Here is a 15,943-nt window from a genome sequence, read left to right on the forward strand (position 1 = left end):
CGGCTCGTCACATCCTGGGGCTGGAGAAGGTCCCAAGGGTTGGGCTGTTCGCCCATTAAAGTGGCACGCGAGCTGGGTTCAGAACGTCGTGAGACAGTTCGGTCTCTATCTATCGTGGGCGTATGAAATTTGCGTGGCTCTGACACTAGTACGAGAGGACCGTGTTGGACTGACCTCTGGTTTACCAGTTGTGCCGCCAGGTGCATTGCTGGGTATCTAAGTCGGGATTGGATAAGTGCTGAAAGCATCTAAGTACGAAGCCAGCCACAAGATTAGATTTCTTAGGGTCGTCAAAGACGATGACGTTGATAGGATGCAGGTGTACAGGTGGTAACATCATAGCCGAGCATTACTAATTGCCCGTTCACTTTTGGTCCTTGCCTTGTATGGCGGATATATACGTTCAGTTTTCTGACTTTACTTTTTACATCGTGTCTGACTTATTCAGGTGACTATAGCATCAGGGTTCCACCTCTTCCCATTCCGAACAGAGAAGTTAAGCCTGATCACGCCGATGGTACTGCGTCAAGTGGGAGAGTAGGTAGTTGCCGTTTTTCAGGAAAGCCTCCATATCGAAAGATATGGGGGCTTTTTGTATTTATACCCCCTGTCCAGATAATATTCTTTTTGTTTTTTCGTTTATATACTGTAAGTTTACACCTTAATTTATATATGCTGAAGCAAATCCGTCCTATAAAGTTCTGGTTGATATTGATTGCTGTGATTATAGCTATCTCTTCCCTGTATGTTTCCCATTCTCTGATAAGCGATTTATCTGCTGAAGAACGGGTACGTATGGAGGTGTGGGCCGAGGCAATGAAGAATCTCCAAACCGCTGATGGAAATACGGATTTGACTATGGTGCTGAAAGTTCTGAACGCCAATCATACAATTCCGGTAATTGTAGTGGATCAGAATGAAGATGTACAAACTTACAGGAATATTGAACTATCTCCAACCGATACAATCGTTTCGCTGAAAGAAAAACTGAATCGCTTCAGCCATGAAGGAAACTGTATCCGTATCGACTTGAATGGTGGTGGTGACTATCTGAATGTGTATTATGGTCCTTCCTTGATGCTCACGCGGCTGGCTGTTTATCCTTATGTACAGTTGGCAGTGGTACTTATCTTTGTTCTGATTGCTATTTTTGCCCTGTTGAGTTCTAAAAAAGCAGAACAAAATAAGGTATGGGTTGGACTATCTAAAGAAACAGCCCATCAGTTGGGAACTCCTATCTCTTCATTAATGGCATGGACGGAATTGTTGAAGGCGCAATATCCACAGGATGAGTTGATTCCTGCCATGGCGGAAGATGTGGAACGCTTGCAGATGATTGCCAATCGTTTCTCGAAGATAGGTTCTGTTCCAGAGTTGGAAGAGGCGGACTTGAAAGCTCTGTTGGAACGGGTGACGGATTATATTTCCCATCGTACTTCGAACAAGGTGAAGATCATTACCCATTTGCCGGATTTACTTCCGCCTGTAAGGCTGAATGTTGCTTTGTTTGAATGGGTGATAGAGAACCTGTGTAAGAATGCGATTGATGCAATGGGAGGAGCTGGAACTTTGACTATTTCAGTACAGGAAACGTCAAGATTTTGGCATATTGATGTGGCTGATACGGGAAAGGGAATTGACAAACGGAATTTTGAAACAGTGTTTGCTCCCGGTTATACCACCAAAAAAAGAGGGTGGGGACTGGGCTTGTCATTGGCACGCCGGATTGTGGTGGAATATCATTCGGGGCGTATTTTTGTAAAGCAATCGGAGATCAATAAAGGGACGATATTCAGAATAGAGCTTAAAAAATGAATATTTCGTGGCTAATTTATACATTATGAGGATAATTATTTGTATCTTTGTCGCCCGAATAAATAAAAGAAGCTTTGGGAAAGTTTGATAAATACAAAATAGATTTGAAAGGCATGCAGGCAGACTCTTGTAAGTATGAGTTTGTACTGGATAACCTTTTTTTCGCTAACATTGATGGCCCGGAAGTACAGAAGGGCAAAGTTAATGTTACATTGGTTGTAAAGAAAACATCTCGTGCTTTCGAATTCAACTTCCAGACGGAGGGTATGGTGTGGGTGCCATGTGACCGCTGCCTGGACGATATGGAACAGCCGGTTAGTTCTACAGATAAACTGATGGTAAAGTTTGGACATGAGTATGCTGAAGAAGGTGATAACCTCATTGTGATCCCTGAAGAAGAAGGGGAAATCAATGTGGCATGGTTCATGTATGAATTTGTTGCGTTGGCAATCCCGATGAAGCATGTACATGCTCCCGGAAAATGCAATAAGGCCGTCAGCAGCAAATTGCATAAGCATCTGCGTACAAAAGCAGATGAAGATGATGCGGAAGATGAAATCTTTATCGAAGGTGAAGACGCAATGCCGGAGAGTGATGCGGAGGAAACACAGATTGATCCGCGTTGGAATGAATTAAAGAAAATATTAGATAACAATTAAAGATTAAGAAAAATGGCACATCCTAAGAGAAGACAGTCTAAAACAAGAACTGCAAAGAGAAGAACTCATGATAAAGCAGTAGCTCCTACATTGGCTATTTGCCCGAACTGTGGCGAATGGCATGTATATCACACTGTGTGTGGTGCTTGCGGATATTACAGAGGCAAGCTTGCTATCGAGAAAGAAGCTGCTGTTTAATTTGCAGCCTGATGAAGAATATACTTGAATGCCGGATGTCTAAAAAGATTTGTAACACACAAACCTTTTTAGACTACCGTTGTTTAGGTATTCATTAACTTTAAGCAGGATTAATGGAAAAAATAAATGCAGTAATTACAGGAGTCGGCGGATATGTACCCGATTATGTCTTGACGAATGAAGAGATATCAAGAATGGTGGATACCAATGACGAATGGATTATGACCCGTATCGGAGTAAAGGAAAGACATATCCTGAACGAAGAAGGACTGGGTACTTCGTACATGGCTCGCAAGGCTGCAAAGCAGTTGATGCAGCGTACTGGTTCTGATCCTGATGATATCGATCTGGTGATTGTAGCTACTACTACTCCTGATTATCACTTCCCTTCTACAGCTTCTATCTTATGTGATAAGCTTGGATTAAAACATGCTTTTGCTTTTGACTTGCAGGCTGCTTGCAGCGGTTTTCTGTTTCTGTTGGAAACTGGAGCTAACTTTATCCGTTCGGGAAGATATAAGAAGATCATTTTAGTGGGCGCCGATAAAATGTCGTCTATGGTAGATTACACAGAACGTGCTACTTGCCCGATTTTCGGTGATGGTGCAGCTGCGGTTATGATGGAACCTACTACGGAAGATGTAGGCGTCATGGATGCTATCTTGAGAACTGATGGTAAGGGATTACCTTTCTTGCATATGAAAGCAGGTGGTTCTGTATGCCCTCCTTCTTATTTTACAGTGGATAACCATATGCACTTCATCTATCAGGAAGGCCGTACAGTATTCAAATATGCCGTATCGAACATGTCGGATGCTTGCGCTGCCATTGCAGAACGAAACAATCTCACCAAAGAGAATATCGACTGGATTATTCCTCACCAGGCCAATCTGCGTATTATCGATGCAGTAGCTCATCGCTTGGAACTTCCCCATGAGAAAGTAATGATTAATATCGAGCATTATGGTAATACAAGTGCCGGTACGCTTCCGCTCTGTCTGTGGGACTTTGAGGATAAACTTAAAAAAGGCGATAACCTGATCTTTACAGCATTCGGTGCAGGGTTTACCTGGGGAGCCGTTTACGTGAAGTGGGGATACGACGGAAAGAAAGGGTAACTGTATAATCACATGGATTACGAATTACGGTTACTAAACATATAAACTAAAAAAAAACGCATCCTACTTCGATTCGATGCGTTTTTTTGTCTCAACTAAAATACAGGAATGTGATGCATAAAGCTGGTTTTGTAAACATCGTGGGAAATCCGAATGTGGGTAAATCTACATTGATGAACGCCTTGGTGGGCGAGCGGATTTCGATTGCTACTTTCAAGGCGCAGACGACCCGTCACCGCATTATGGGAATCTATAATACGGATGATATGCAGATTGTATTCTCGGATACTCCGGGAGTGCTGAAGCCGCAGTATAAGTTGCAGGAGTCTATGCTGAATTTCTCTACTTCGGCTCTGACAGATGCGGATGTTTTGCTATATGTAACAGATGTGGTTGAGACACCCGATAAGCATAATGAGTTTGTGGAGAAGGTGGCACACATGGAAATACCAGTGTTGCTCCTTATCAACAAGATTGATTTGTCGAACCAGGAGAAACTTGTGGAACTTGTGGAAGCTTGGAAAGCATTATTGCCCAATGCGGAGATTATTCCGATTTCTGCAACGACAAAGTTCAATGTAGACTATGTGATGAAGCGGGTGAAAGAACTGTTGCCCGATTCACCGCCTTACTTCGATAAGGACCAGTGGACGGACAAGCCGGCCCGTTTCTTTGTAAACGAGATTATCCGGGAGAAAATTTTGTTGTACTACGACAAGGAGATACCTTATTCGGTAGAGGTAGTGGTGGAACAGTTTAAGGAGGATGCGAAGAAGATACATATCAGTGCTGTGATTTATGTGGAGCGCGATTCGCAGAAAGGAATTATTATCGGCAAGCAAGGTAAAGCGCTGAAAAAGGTAGCCACTGAAGCACGCCGTGATTTAGAGAGGTTCTTCGGAAAAACAATTTTCCTGGAGACATTTGTGAAGGTGGATAAGGATTGGCGTAGTTCGGATAAAGAGTTGCGCAATTTTGGTTATCAACTGGATTAGAGTATTCATACGACTGTGATAGTCGCAAAAACAAGAAGAGTGAACTATGGGAAATTTAGTTGCAATCGTAGGACGCCCTAATGTGGGAAAGTCTACTTTATTTAACCGCTTGACCAAAACACGTCAAGCTATTGTGAACGAAGAAGCAGGAACAACACGAGATCGCCAGTATGGTAAGTCCGAATGGTTGGGGAAAGAATTCTCCGTGGTAGATACCGGAGGATGGGTGGTGAACTCTGACGATATCTTTGAAGAGGAAATACGCAAGCAGGTACTGATGGCTGTGGATGAAGCAGACGTTATATTGTTTGTAGTAGATGTGATGAATGGGGTAACTGATCTCGATATGCAGGTAGCAGCCATTTTGCGCCGGACTCAAAAGCCGGTGTTGCTGATTGCCAATAAGACTGATAACGGGGAATTACAATACAATGCTCCCGAATTTTATAAGTTGGGTCTGGGTGATCCTTACTGCATCTCGGCTATGACGGGTAGCGGTACGGGGGATATGATGGACTTGATTGTGGGTACATTTAAAAAGGATACGGATGAGATTCTAGATGAGGATATTCCCCGCTTTGCTGTGGTGGGACGCCCGAATGCTGGTAAATCTTCTATCGTGAATGCCTTTATCGGAGAAGAACGGAACATTGTAACGGAGATTGCCGGTACAACACGTGACTCTATCTATACCCGTTATAATAAGTTTGGATTTGATTTCTATCTGGTAGATACTGCTGGTATCCGTAAAAAGAATAAGGTGAATGAGGATCTGGAATATTATTCTGTGATTCGTTCCATCCGTTCCATTGAGAATGCGGATGTGTGTATTCTGATGTTGGATGCTACACGTGGTGTTGAAAGCCAGGACTTGAATATATTCTCACTGATACAGAAGAATGCCAAAGGTCTGGTGGTAGTAGTGAATAAGTGGGATTTGGTACAGGATAAGACTGTGAAAGTGATGAAGACTTTTGAAGATGCGATCCGTAGCCGCTTTGCTCCATTCGTTGACTTCCCTATCATCTTCGGTTCGGCATTGACCAAACAACGTATCCTGAAGGTGCTGGAGGAAGCACGCAGTGTATATGACAACCGTATGACGCGTATTCCGACTGCCCGCTTAAACGAGGAAATGCTGCCGCTGATTGAGGCATATCCGCCTCCTGCAACCAAAGGCAAGTATATCAAGATTAAATATATTACGCAGTTGCCGAATACACAGGTGCCTTCTTTTGTTTACTTCGCTAATCTGCCGCAGTACGTGAAAGAGCCATATAAACGTTTCCTGGAAAACAAGATGCGTGAAAAGTGGAACCTGACAGGAACTCCGATAAATATTTATATCCGTCAGAAGTAGATAAATCGATTACTGAGATATTGGTATGAAACCGCCCGATTTAGTTATAAATCAGGCGGTTTTTTTGTTGCTTATTAGGAAAATGTAAATAAAAAATAGGTTAATATAAATATAATATTTATTTTTGCTCTGACAACATAAAAAAGGATTAGATGAAACGTTACAGGTGGGTATTGGGATGCTGCTTGCTCCTCTCCATAGGTGTGCTGTGGGCAGAGGACAAGTCGGATTTACGCGCATTACAACAAGAGGCAGCCCAAAACAGAAACCTGGATAGCTATGTCAAGGTCTGTAAACTCCTTTATCAGACAGAAGAAGATCCTGATTTACTTCTTTCATACGCTGATTCCATTCATCAACTGGCCATAGACAGTGGAAAGCCGGAAATATTTATCGAATACTACATCTGGCTAAGTGAAGGTTACTTCATTAAAGGCGACTTCGAGCAGGGGTACGCTTTGAAACGGAAAGCCATTGACTTGGCTGAAAAGGCTGGATTGAGGTTTACAATAGCCCAGGCTTGCTGTGATATGGGATATTATTGTAATGCGGATGCCTGCTATGACTCTGCACGTTATTATTTTCATAAAGGGTTGGTAGCCGGTGAAGGTTTGCCGGGTGCTGAGGAGGCATGCCGCACCATATTGACGAATTATGCCAGTTCTTTTCTTTTTGAGGGACAGACCGATTCGGCTTTAGTTTATACCATTCGTGCCAGTGAGCGCTCTGCTGCCGATAAAGATACAGCTATGTTGATTGAAAACCTGAATCAGTTGGGCACTATCTATCGTCGGAAAAAGAATCTGGAGGATTGTATCGCTAACTTTGAAGAAGCGCTCCATTTGTGTGAATTGTGTGGAAATTACAACACGGTCGCTTTTATATATGGAAATATAGCGACGGCTTATTGTGACTGGGATCGACCGGAAGATGCTATTTCCTTCTCCGAAAAAGCTTTGAAATATGCTTTGAAGACAGATAATAAACGGAGGATAGGTACGTGCTATGTTAATTTGGGTGCCATCTTGGTACGAATGGAGAAAATGCGTACAGAGGGCATTGACACGTTACTGAAAGCTATTCCTTTTTTGGAGCAGGTGAATGACAGAAGGCAGCTATGCAATGCTTATAATTATTTGGTAAATGCCTACCGGTTGGATGGAAATCTGGATATGGCAATGCAGTACTTGCAGAAGTTGGATAAATTGGCGCATGAGATGCAGACTGATATAGAGCGTTTCAAGTATTACCAGGCAAAAGCTGCATTGTTGCAGGAAAGTAAGAACTATGCGGATGCTATTGTTTATTATCGCAAGATAGTTGATATGCTCCGTAGTGGATATAAAGATGCACGTGATTATGAGCATTACAGGAAATTATCGGAATGTTATCTGGCTGTGAATAATCTGTCTTTGGCTTATAATTATATGACGCAGGCTTATGCACTTCGTGATTCTGTGTTCCAGACGGAAGAGACTGACCAGTTGTCCGAATATTCTGTGAAGTACCGGACCAAAGAGAAGGAGTTGGAGATTGTAAGTCTGAGGCGTGAACAGTTGGAACAGGAGACGTATATGTTACGTCACCGTATTATTGTAGGTTCGGTGATCTCTTTACTGGGAATTTTGTTGCTGGGCTCACTTTATGCACGCCAACGTCAGCGGGCAAGGATTGCTTTGCTGGCAAATGCAGCTTGTGAAAAAGAGCGTGAATTCCTGGAGCTCCAGAAAGAAACAGAACAGCGCTTAACACGAAAATACATTGATGGTTTGGAGAGTGAACGGGAGCGTATGGCAACTGAATTGCATGATGATGTATGTAATAATTTGCTTGCACTTGAAATGAATATTCGTACTATTTCTACTGAAGAAGGAGCTGATCTGGATAAGCAGCTGGATTTATTGAATAATACCAGGGAAAGGTTGAGAAAACTTTCCCATGAACTGATGCCACCGGTTTTCCAGTATGCTACACTCGATGAACTGCTTGCTGACTATGTTTTGCACTTATCATTGCCAGAAGGTACGCATGCGGAATATCATTCTACGGTAGGTGTAGATTGGAATGTAGTGCCTAAATCAATCAGTTTTGAATGTTATCGCATTGTTCAGGAAGCAGTGAGCAATGCAGTAAAATATGCCGGCTCAACCTGTATACAGGTAGAGTTAGTTCTGGAAAATAATGACCTTTCCATACTTGTAGCAGACGACGGAAAAGGGTTTGATATGAGCAAGAAAACTAAGGGTATCGGCTTACGGACTATCTGGCAGCGAGCGGAAACCGTAGGTGCTGAAGTTGAACTGGTCTCTTCTCCTGGTAAGGGAACCCGTTTGAAAATTAACGTATTAATCTAATCGAACAATGGAAAAGAATGTGAAGGCAGAATTATTGGTAGTGGATGATCATAATCTGATTCTGGAAGGTATTTGTAAAGTGGTGAATAAGATGCCGGAAGTAGTTGTGGTGGATGCTGTAACTTCCGGATTGCAAGCTGCAGAATTGATTGAAAGACGAGATTATGATATATATATCCTGGATGTCAGTATTCCTGATATGTCCGGATTTGAGTTGATTGCTAAAATCCGTGAAATGAATGACCAGGCAAAGATTATTGTGAATACAATGCACGAAGAAATATGGATAGTTAACAGGTTGGTACAGTGCGGAGTGAATGCTGTTATTCTGAAATCTTCGGCCTCTGCGGAGTTAATGACAGCTATTCGTTGTGTGTTGAGAGGAGAAGCGCATGCTTGTCCACGGTTTGCTGCTATCTCGCAGAAACTGAATTCTGCATCAGCAGGTTTGCAGCCTAAGGATGCGCCTACCCGTCGGGAGCGTGATGTGTTGGAGGCTGTGGCTAAAGGAATGAATACCCATGAAATTGCTGATTTATTGAAAATTTCAGAGAACACTGTGGAAACATTTCGTAAAAGGCTTATTAGCAAGTTTGGAGCAAAGAATGCTATAGATATGGTAGTCAAGGCTGTTGCGCAAGGATGGATTGCGCTGAAATGATTTGCGGAAAATTCAGAGTGTAACGGTTTTCCGTGATTTTTTATTAGTATCTTTTGGTTATCTTTGTTGCCGTAATTGAAGTTGTTCTTCATGTTTTCTCATGAAGATATAAGGGCAATCAAAGTATATCGTGAGGATATATGTCAATTCTATTAACTGGTTTTATGAGGAAAAGGGCGTCCGGATGTTTTTCCGGACGCCCTATTTATAGGAGATTGCTAATTTTTTTAATCTTATCCTTCTATATTCTGCACTTCCACTTCCTTTACCTTCCGGAAGAGGTCGGATGCAAAAATAAAATCGTTGAGTTTCTTGTTGCTGGAAGTGAAGATGTCGTCTTTACTGCCTTCCCACTCCTTGTATCCGTCGTAGATATAGATAATTTTTTCACCGATACCCATTACAGAGTTCATGTCGTGGGTGTTGATGAGGGTGGTCATATTGTATTCATGGGTGATATCGTGTACCAGTTCGTCGATTACCAATGAGGTCTTTGGGTCTAATCCGGAGTTCGGTTCGTCACAGAACAAGTATTGCGGATTTAAGGCAATGGCGCGGGCTATGGCAACACGTTTTTGCATACCACCACTGATTTCACCTGGAAATTTATCTTTTGCTTCTGCCAGGTTTACGCGATCCAGACAGAACATGGCACGGCGGGTACGGTCGCGGAATGTATCGTTGCTGAACATGTTCAAAGGAAACATTACATTGTCCAGCACCGTCATGGAGTCAAACAATGCCGCACTTTGGAATATCATTCCCATTTCGCGGCGCAATGCTTTCTTTTCATTCTTGCCCATGGCAAGGAAATTACGGTTGTCGTATAATAATTCACCCCGTTCCGGTGTGAGCAATCCAACGATACACTTCATCAATACGGTTTTTCCCGAACCACTCTGTCCGATGATGAGATTAGTTTTCCCATTTTCAAAAGTGGCATTGATATCCTTTAATACATCTCTGCCTTCAAATGATTTCCAAAGTCCTTTCAGTTCGATCATCCCATTAAGAGTTTAGTTAATATTAAGTCGGCAAATAAGATAAGTACGCTGCTGCATACCACGGAGTCTGTAGAGGCCTTGCCCACCTCTATAGAACCGCCCTCGACGGTATAACCGAAAAAGGCCGATACACTGGCGATGATGAAAGCGAAGAACAATGATTTGATGATGCCACACCAGATAAACCATTCTACAAACATATATTGCAAACCGTATTCCAAGTCTACCGCCGACATGATGCCACCGAACCAACACGTGGCAAAGGCTCCGATGATGCCGGCAAAGATACTGAACGTTACCAAGAAAGGAATGGTAGTCACCATGGCGCAAATCTTGGGAAGGATCAGGTAATTAGCTGAATTGACTCCCATGATTTCCAATGCATCGATTTGCTGGGTTACTCGCATGGTTCCCAGCTCAGAGGCAATATTGGAACCTACTTTTCCTGCTAATATCAGACACATGATGGAGGAAGAGAATTCCAGCAACATAATTTCACGTGTCACATAACCTACTGTCCAACGTGGCATAAAAGGGCTCTCGATGTTCAGTTTGATTTGTATGGTGATAACAGCGCCGATGAAGAACGAAATCAGCAAGACAATGCCGATAGAGTTCACGCCGAGTTGCCCCATCTCATTGAGGTATTGGCGGAAGAACATGCGCATACGCTCCGGGCGGGCAAAAGTACGCCCCATCAACATGATGTATCTTCCGACAGTTTTAAGTGCTTTTATCATGACTCTTAACTATTTTGTCTGCAAATATAGCCCATTTTCAGCTGATAATTGCTACATTTGCGGCAAAATAACGCAAGTATGGAAGAAAGCAAAATGGTGCTTCGCACTGAGGACCTGGTGAAAAAGTACGGTAAACGTACAGTAGTAAGCCATGTTTCCATAGATGTGAAGCAGGGAGAAATTGTTGGTTTACTGGGACCGAACGGTGCCGGTAAGACGACTTCATTCTATATGACCGTGGGACTGATTACGCCGAATGAGGGACGTATTTTTCTGGATGACCTGGATATTACGAAATATCCGGTGTATAAGCGTGCGCAAACCGGTATCGGATATTTGGCGCAGGAAGCATCTGTATTTCGCCAGATGAGTGTGGAAGATAATATTGCTTCTGTACTGGAAATGACGGATAAACCTCTGGAATATCAGAAGGAAAAACTGGAAAACCTGATTGCGGAATTCCGTTTGCAGAAGGTGCGTAAAAATAAAGGTAACCAACTTTCGGGTGGTGAGCGCCGTCGTACAGAGATTGCCCGTTGTCTTGCTATCGACCCTAAGTTTATCATGCTCGACGAACCTTTTGCAGGAGTTGACCCGATTGCTGTAGAAGATATTCAGCAAATCGTATGGAAATTAAAGGATAAGAATATCGGTATCCTGATTACTGACCATAACGTGCAGGAAACATTAAGTATTACCGACCGTGCTTATCTGTTGTTCGAAGGGAAAATCTTGTTCCAGGGAACGCCGGAAGAGTTGGCGGAAAACAAAATTGTACGTGAAAAGTATCTGAGTAATAGCTTTGTGCTTCGTCGCAAGGATTTTATGAAATAATGATAGTGGTAAAACAAAGACCGCCTGCTCTCTTTTCCAAGAGTGAGCAGGCGGTCTTGTTTTCTTTCTCCTTTATATTAGTATTTCGGAGGTCTTGCTTCTTTAACTACCATGTTGCGGCCGAAATATTCAGCTCCGTCGAGTTCTTCAATCGCTTTAGCTGCAGCTGCTGCATCTTCCATTTCTACAAATGCAATGCCTCTGAAACGACCGGTTTCGCGATCTTTGATAAATTTGACTGCGGTTACAGCACCGTAATCTTCCATGACCTTTTGCAGATCTGATTCCCTAACTTTGTAGTTAAGGTTTCCTACGTAAATGTTCATAATGAAAATGTAAAATAAATAAATGAATAAAACTCTCTTGGAACAGTAACTATAATAAAATGATCACAACAACAGAGAGTTTACAAAAGCGTTTAAATAAAAACGGAAGTAAAAACCATGTACTGAAAATCTAAAAACTAACGCATTACCATTCCGCAACAAAGAAACTGAAATATTTCGAATTAACAATATTTCTCTTCTATTTTTTTTGCTTTTTCTTTCGAATCTATAGATAAATGCCTTATGAAATAACAATTTGTTGTTTATGGGGCGCAGACTTTTCTTTTTAATGATAGAGGTATCATTCAATGGTAAGTATTCTCTCCTTTTGTTATAAAGAAATAATTCAGCTATGTTTTTTTGATAATTGAAAGAATAACGCTAATTTTGCACCCTCATTTGAGATTGGAATAAAGTATAAATCAAATAAATAATTGTCAGAATGAACGTTTCATTACAAAACATTGACAAAGTAAGCGCTCTGCTTACTGTAAAGCTTGAGAAAGCCGATTATCAGGAAAAAGTTGATAAATCATTGAAAAGTCTTCGTCAGAAAGCTCAAGTTCCGGGGTTCCGTCCGGGTATGGTTCCGATGAGCTTGGTGAAGAAAATGTATGGTAAATCTGTTATTGCCGAAGAAGTGAACAAGGCACTTTCAGAAGCTGTATATAAGTATATTCAAGATAATAATGTATCTATCCTCGGCGAACCGTTGCCAAACGAAGACAAGCAACCGGAGATCGACTTCGATACTATGGAAGAATTCGAATTCCTGTTTGATATTGCTTTGGCACCTGAATTCAAGGCTGAAGTAGACGCTAAAGATAAAGTAGACTACTATTTGATTGACGTTACCGAAGATATGGTAAACAATCAGGTGAAAGCTTATACACAACGTAACGGTAAGTACGAGAAAGTAGACGTTTACGAAGATAAGGATATGCTGAAAGGTCTGTTGGCTGAGTTGGACGAAAACGGCAATACCAAAGAAGGTGGTATCCAAGTAGAAGGTGCTGTAATGATGCCGTCTTATATGAAGAACGATGAGCAAAAAGCTATTTTCGCCAATGCAAAGGTAAACGATGTACTTGTATTCAATCCTCACACTGCATGGGAAGGTAATGCTGCCGAACTGTCTTCTCTGTTGAAGATTGACAAGGAAGAGGCTGCTGAAATGAAGTCTAACTTCAGCTATCAGGTAGAAGAGGTTACTCGTTTCGTAGAAGGAGAACTGACTCAGGAAATCTTTGACCAGGTATGTGGTAAAGACGTAGTGAAGACTGAAGAAGAATTCCGCGCTAAAATAAAAGAAGTAATTGCCAATCAGTTCGTAGCAGACAGCGATTATAAATTCCTGATTGATGTTCGTAAGATGTTGATGGAAAAGGTTGGTAAACTGGAATTCCCGGATGCATTGCTGAAACGCATCATGCGCATGAACAACCAGGATAAAGACGAAAAGTTCGTTGATGACAACTATGATAAGAGCATTGAAGAACTGACATGGCACCTGATCAAGGAACAGTTGGTGAAGGCAAATAATATTAAAGTTGAACAGGAAGATGTGGTCAATATGGCTAAGGAAGCTACTCGTGCTCAGTTTGCACAATATGGTATGATGAGCGTTCCCGAAGATCTTCTGGAAAACTATGCAAAGGAAATGCTGAAGAAGAAAGAAAGTGTGGAAGGTTTGGTGAACCGCGTTGTTGAAACCAAATTGGCTTCTGCTTTGAAGTCTCAGGTGAAGCTGAATAACAAAACAATTTCTGCAGAAGAATTCAACAAGATGTTTGAATAAGCTTTTTTATTCTGAAAACAGTTTAAAAACATTAAGAAACACAGAGTTTTATAGTATATAACTCTGTGTTTTTTTGTGTCTCTGTGTTCTTTTTTGTTTCTTTGCATTTCAATTTACTAAACCTAAATAAAGAAAGTAATATGGATGATTTTAGAAAATACGCTACCAAGCATTTAGGAATGAATAGTTTGGTGTTGGACGATGTGATTAAATCACAAGCCGGGTATTTAAATCCTTATATCCTGGAAGAGCGTCAGCTTAATGTAACACAGTTGGACGTTTTCTCCCGCTTGATGATGGATCGCATCATTTTCCTTGGTACGCAAGTTGACGATTATACCGCCAATACTTTACAGGCGCAGTTACTTTATCTGGACTCAGTAGATCCGGGTAAAGATATCTCTATTTATATCAATTCACCGGGTGGTTCTGTATATGCAGGATTGGGTATTTATGATACAATGCAGTTTATTACAAGTGACGTAGCAACTATCTGTACCGGTATGGCGGCAAGTATGGCTGCAGTGTTGCTGGTGGCAGGTGCTGAGGGTAAGCGTTCGGCACTGACTCATTCGCGTGTAATGATACATCAGCCGATGGGCGGTGCGCAGGGGCAGGCTTCAGATATTGAAATCACAGCCCGTGAAATACAAAAACTGAAGAAAGAACTGTATACTATCATTGCTGATCACTCTCATACTCCTTTTGATAAAGTTTGGGCAGACTCTGACCGTGACTACTGGATGACGGCACAGGAAGCCAAAGAGTATGGTATGGTAGATGAAGTGTTGATTAAAAAATAAATATGGCAGACTCAAAAAGAAACAAAGGAAGGTGTAGTTTTTGTGGGCGTATGGAAGATGAAGTCGGATTCCTGATAACAGGAATGAACGGTTTCATCTGTGATAGTTGTGCTACTCAGGCCTATGAGATTACTCAGGAGGCATTGGGTGGAGCAAAAAGAGGTGGCGCTGCAACAAAACTGAACCTGAGAGAACTTCCGAAACCTTTAGAAATAAAAGAATTCCTTGATCAATATGTCATTGGACAGGACGATGCCAAGCGTTTCCTTTCCGTGTCGGTATACAATCACTATAAGCGCCTGTTGCAAAAGGACGGCGGTGATGATGTGGAAATTGAAAAGTCCAACATTATTATGGTAGGAAGTACTGGTACGGGAAAGACCCTGCTGGCGCGTACTATTGCCAAACTGCTTCATGTTCCTTTTACGATTGTGGATGCCACGGTGCTTACCGAGGCAGGATACGTAGGTGAGGATATTGAAAGTATTCTGACTCGCCTGCTGCAGGTGGCAGATTATAATGTTCCCGAAGCAGAACAAGGCATTGTATTCATTGATGAAATTGATAAAATAGCCCGTAAGGGTGATAATCCTTCCATCACTCGTGATGTGAGTGGAGAAGGTGTACAGCAAGGTTTACTGAAATTGTTGGAAGGCTCAGTGGTGAACGTACCGCCTCAGGGTGGACGTAAACACCCCGACCAGAAGATGATTCCGGTGAACACGAAGAATATCCTTTTCATTTGCGGCGGTGCATTCGATGGCATTGAGAAGAAAATAGCTCAACGACTGAATACGCATGTGGTGGGTTATAGTGCAGTGCGTAATACTGCGGTGATCGATAAGAGCAATATGATGCAATATATCGCTCCGCAGGATTTGAAGTCATTCGGTTTGATACCTGAAATCATCGGTCGTCTGCCGGTGTTGACTTATCTTAATCCATTGGACCGTGCTGCTTTGCGCTCCATCCTGACTGAACCCAAGAACTCTATTATCAAACAGTATGTAAAGCTGTTTGAGATGGATAAAGTGGAATTGAAGTTCGAAGATGAGGTTTTTGAATACATAGTCGATAAGGCTGTGGAATACAAATTGGGAGCCCGTGGATTGCGATCTATTGTGGAGACCATAATGATGGATGCTATGTTCGAAATCCCTTCTGAGCACAAAGATACCTTTGTTGTGACGTTGGATTACGCAAAACAACAACTTGAAAAAGCAAACATTGCAAGACTGCAAACTGCTTAAAATCAAATGATAAGGATGTGCAAAACTG

Annotated in this window: 15 protein-coding genes and 2 rRNA genes; 14 read left to right on the forward strand and 3 right to left on the reverse strand. The window is 42.1% G+C overall.

The window, feature by feature from the left end:
• From BACINT_RS00005 to BACINT_RS00045, 10 genes are all read left to right on the forward strand, one after another.
• A 23S ribosomal RNA gene (locus BACINT_RS00005) occupies positions 1 to 376 on the forward strand; the annotation flags it as partial.
• A 68-nt stretch (positions 377 to 444) separates the two neighbouring features.
• A 5S ribosomal RNA gene (gene rrf, locus BACINT_RS00010) occupies positions 445 to 554 on the forward strand.
• 118 nt (positions 555 to 672) lie between these two features.
• The gene (locus BACINT_RS00015; RefSeq protein ID WP_007659540.1) at positions 673 to 1,815 is read left to right on the forward strand and encodes a sensor histidine kinase; all 1,143 of its coding nucleotides are present in this window, start codon (positions 673 to 675) and stop codon (positions 1,813 to 1,815) included.
• A 74-nt stretch (positions 1,816 to 1,889) separates the two neighbouring features.
• Positions 1,890 to 2,474, forward strand: a complete 585-nt coding sequence (locus tag BACINT_RS00020; RefSeq protein WP_007659541.1) for a YceD family protein — start codon at positions 1,890 to 1,892, stop codon at positions 2,472 to 2,474.
• A gap of 12 nt (positions 2,475 to 2,486) precedes the next feature.
• Complete coding sequence (rpmF, locus tag BACINT_RS23435; RefSeq protein WP_002562387.1) at positions 2,487 to 2,672, forward strand: 50S ribosomal protein L32; 186 nt, start codon at positions 2,487 to 2,489, stop codon at positions 2,670 to 2,672.
• Between the two features lie 113 nt (positions 2,673 to 2,785).
• Positions 2,786 to 3,790: a beta-ketoacyl-ACP synthase III gene (locus BACINT_RS00025; RefSeq protein WP_007659542.1), complete on the forward strand. Its 1,005-nt coding sequence runs from the start codon at positions 2,786 to 2,788 to the stop codon at positions 3,788 to 3,790.
• Between the two features lie 113 nt (positions 3,791 to 3,903).
• Positions 3,904 to 4,785 carry a GTPase Era gene (gene era, locus BACINT_RS00030; RefSeq protein ID WP_007659543.1) on the forward strand — a complete coding sequence of 294 codons (882 nt, stop codon included), beginning with the start codon at positions 3,904 to 3,906 and terminating at the stop codon, positions 4,783 to 4,785.
• 46 nt (positions 4,786 to 4,831) lie between these two features.
• A complete protein-coding gene (gene der / locus BACINT_RS00035; protein WP_007659544.1) occupies positions 4,832 to 6,145 on the forward strand; it encodes a ribosome biogenesis GTPase Der in 1,314 nt (437 codons plus the stop codon).
• 152 nt (positions 6,146 to 6,297) lie between these two features.
• Positions 6,298 to 8,499 carry a tetratricopeptide repeat-containing sensor histidine kinase gene (locus BACINT_RS00040; protein WP_007659545.1) on the forward strand — a complete coding sequence of 734 codons (2,202 nt, stop codon included), beginning with the start codon at positions 6,298 to 6,300 and terminating at the stop codon, positions 8,497 to 8,499.
• A gap of 7 nt (positions 8,500 to 8,506) precedes the next feature.
• Positions 8,507 to 9,160, forward strand: a complete 654-nt coding sequence (locus tag BACINT_RS00045; RefSeq protein WP_007659546.1) for a response regulator — start codon at positions 8,507 to 8,509, stop codon at positions 9,158 to 9,160.
• A 233-nt stretch (positions 9,161 to 9,393) separates the two neighbouring features.
• Here the strand turns inward: BACINT_RS00045 and BACINT_RS00050 are convergent, their stop codons facing one another.
• Entirely contained in the window at positions 9,394 to 10,164 is a 771-nt protein-coding gene (locus BACINT_RS00050) for an ABC transporter ATP-binding protein (RefSeq protein ID WP_007659547.1), read from the reverse strand.
• On the reverse strand, positions 10,161 to 10,904 hold the full coding sequence (locus tag BACINT_RS00055; protein ID WP_007659548.1) for an MlaE family ABC transporter permease: 744 nt from the start codon (positions 10,902 to 10,904) through the stop codon (positions 10,161 to 10,163). Before BACINT_RS00055 ends, BACINT_RS00050 begins: the two co-directional genes overlap by 4 nt.
• 78 nt (positions 10,905 to 10,982) lie before the next feature.
• On the opposite strand from BACINT_RS00055, the gene lptB reads away from it, so the two are divergent.
• The gene (gene lptB / locus BACINT_RS00060) at positions 10,983 to 11,738 is read left to right on the forward strand and encodes an LPS export ABC transporter ATP-binding protein (RefSeq protein WP_007659549.1); all 756 of its coding nucleotides are present in this window, start codon (positions 10,983 to 10,985) and stop codon (positions 11,736 to 11,738) included.
• A gap of 77 nt (positions 11,739 to 11,815) precedes the next feature.
• Here lptB and BACINT_RS00065 read toward each other — a convergent pair whose 3' ends face one another.
• The gene (locus BACINT_RS00065) at positions 11,816 to 12,064 is read right to left on the reverse strand and encodes an RNA recognition motif domain-containing protein (protein WP_007210212.1); all 249 of its coding nucleotides are present in this window, start codon (positions 12,062 to 12,064) and stop codon (positions 11,816 to 11,818) included.
• A gap of 442 nt (positions 12,065 to 12,506) precedes the next feature.
• On the opposite strand from BACINT_RS00065, the gene tig reads away from it, so the two are divergent.
• The 3 genes from tig to clpX all read left to right on the forward strand — a co-directional run bounded on the left by tig (position 12,507) and on the right by clpX (position 15,915).
• A complete protein-coding gene (gene tig, locus BACINT_RS00070) occupies positions 12,507 to 13,862 on the forward strand; it encodes a trigger factor (RefSeq protein ID WP_007659550.1) in 1,356 nt (451 codons plus the stop codon).
• Positions 13,863 to 14,002: 140 nt separating this feature from the next.
• Entirely contained in the window at positions 14,003 to 14,665 is a 663-nt protein-coding gene (clpP, locus tag BACINT_RS00075; protein ID WP_007659551.1) for an ATP-dependent Clp endopeptidase proteolytic subunit ClpP, read from the forward strand.
• Positions 14,666 to 14,667: 2 nt separating this feature from the next.
• Positions 14,668 to 15,915 carry an ATP-dependent Clp protease ATP-binding subunit ClpX gene (gene clpX, locus BACINT_RS00080; RefSeq protein ID WP_044154505.1) on the forward strand — a complete coding sequence of 416 codons (1,248 nt, stop codon included), beginning with the start codon at positions 14,668 to 14,670 and terminating at the stop codon, positions 15,913 to 15,915.
• The last annotated feature ends 28 nt before the right edge of the window (positions 15,916 to 15,943 follow it).

Source organism: Bacteroides intestinalis DSM 17393, from assembly GCF_000172175.1.
Taxonomy (GTDB): domain Bacteria; phylum Bacteroidota; class Bacteroidia; order Bacteroidales; family Bacteroidaceae; genus Bacteroides; species Bacteroides intestinalis.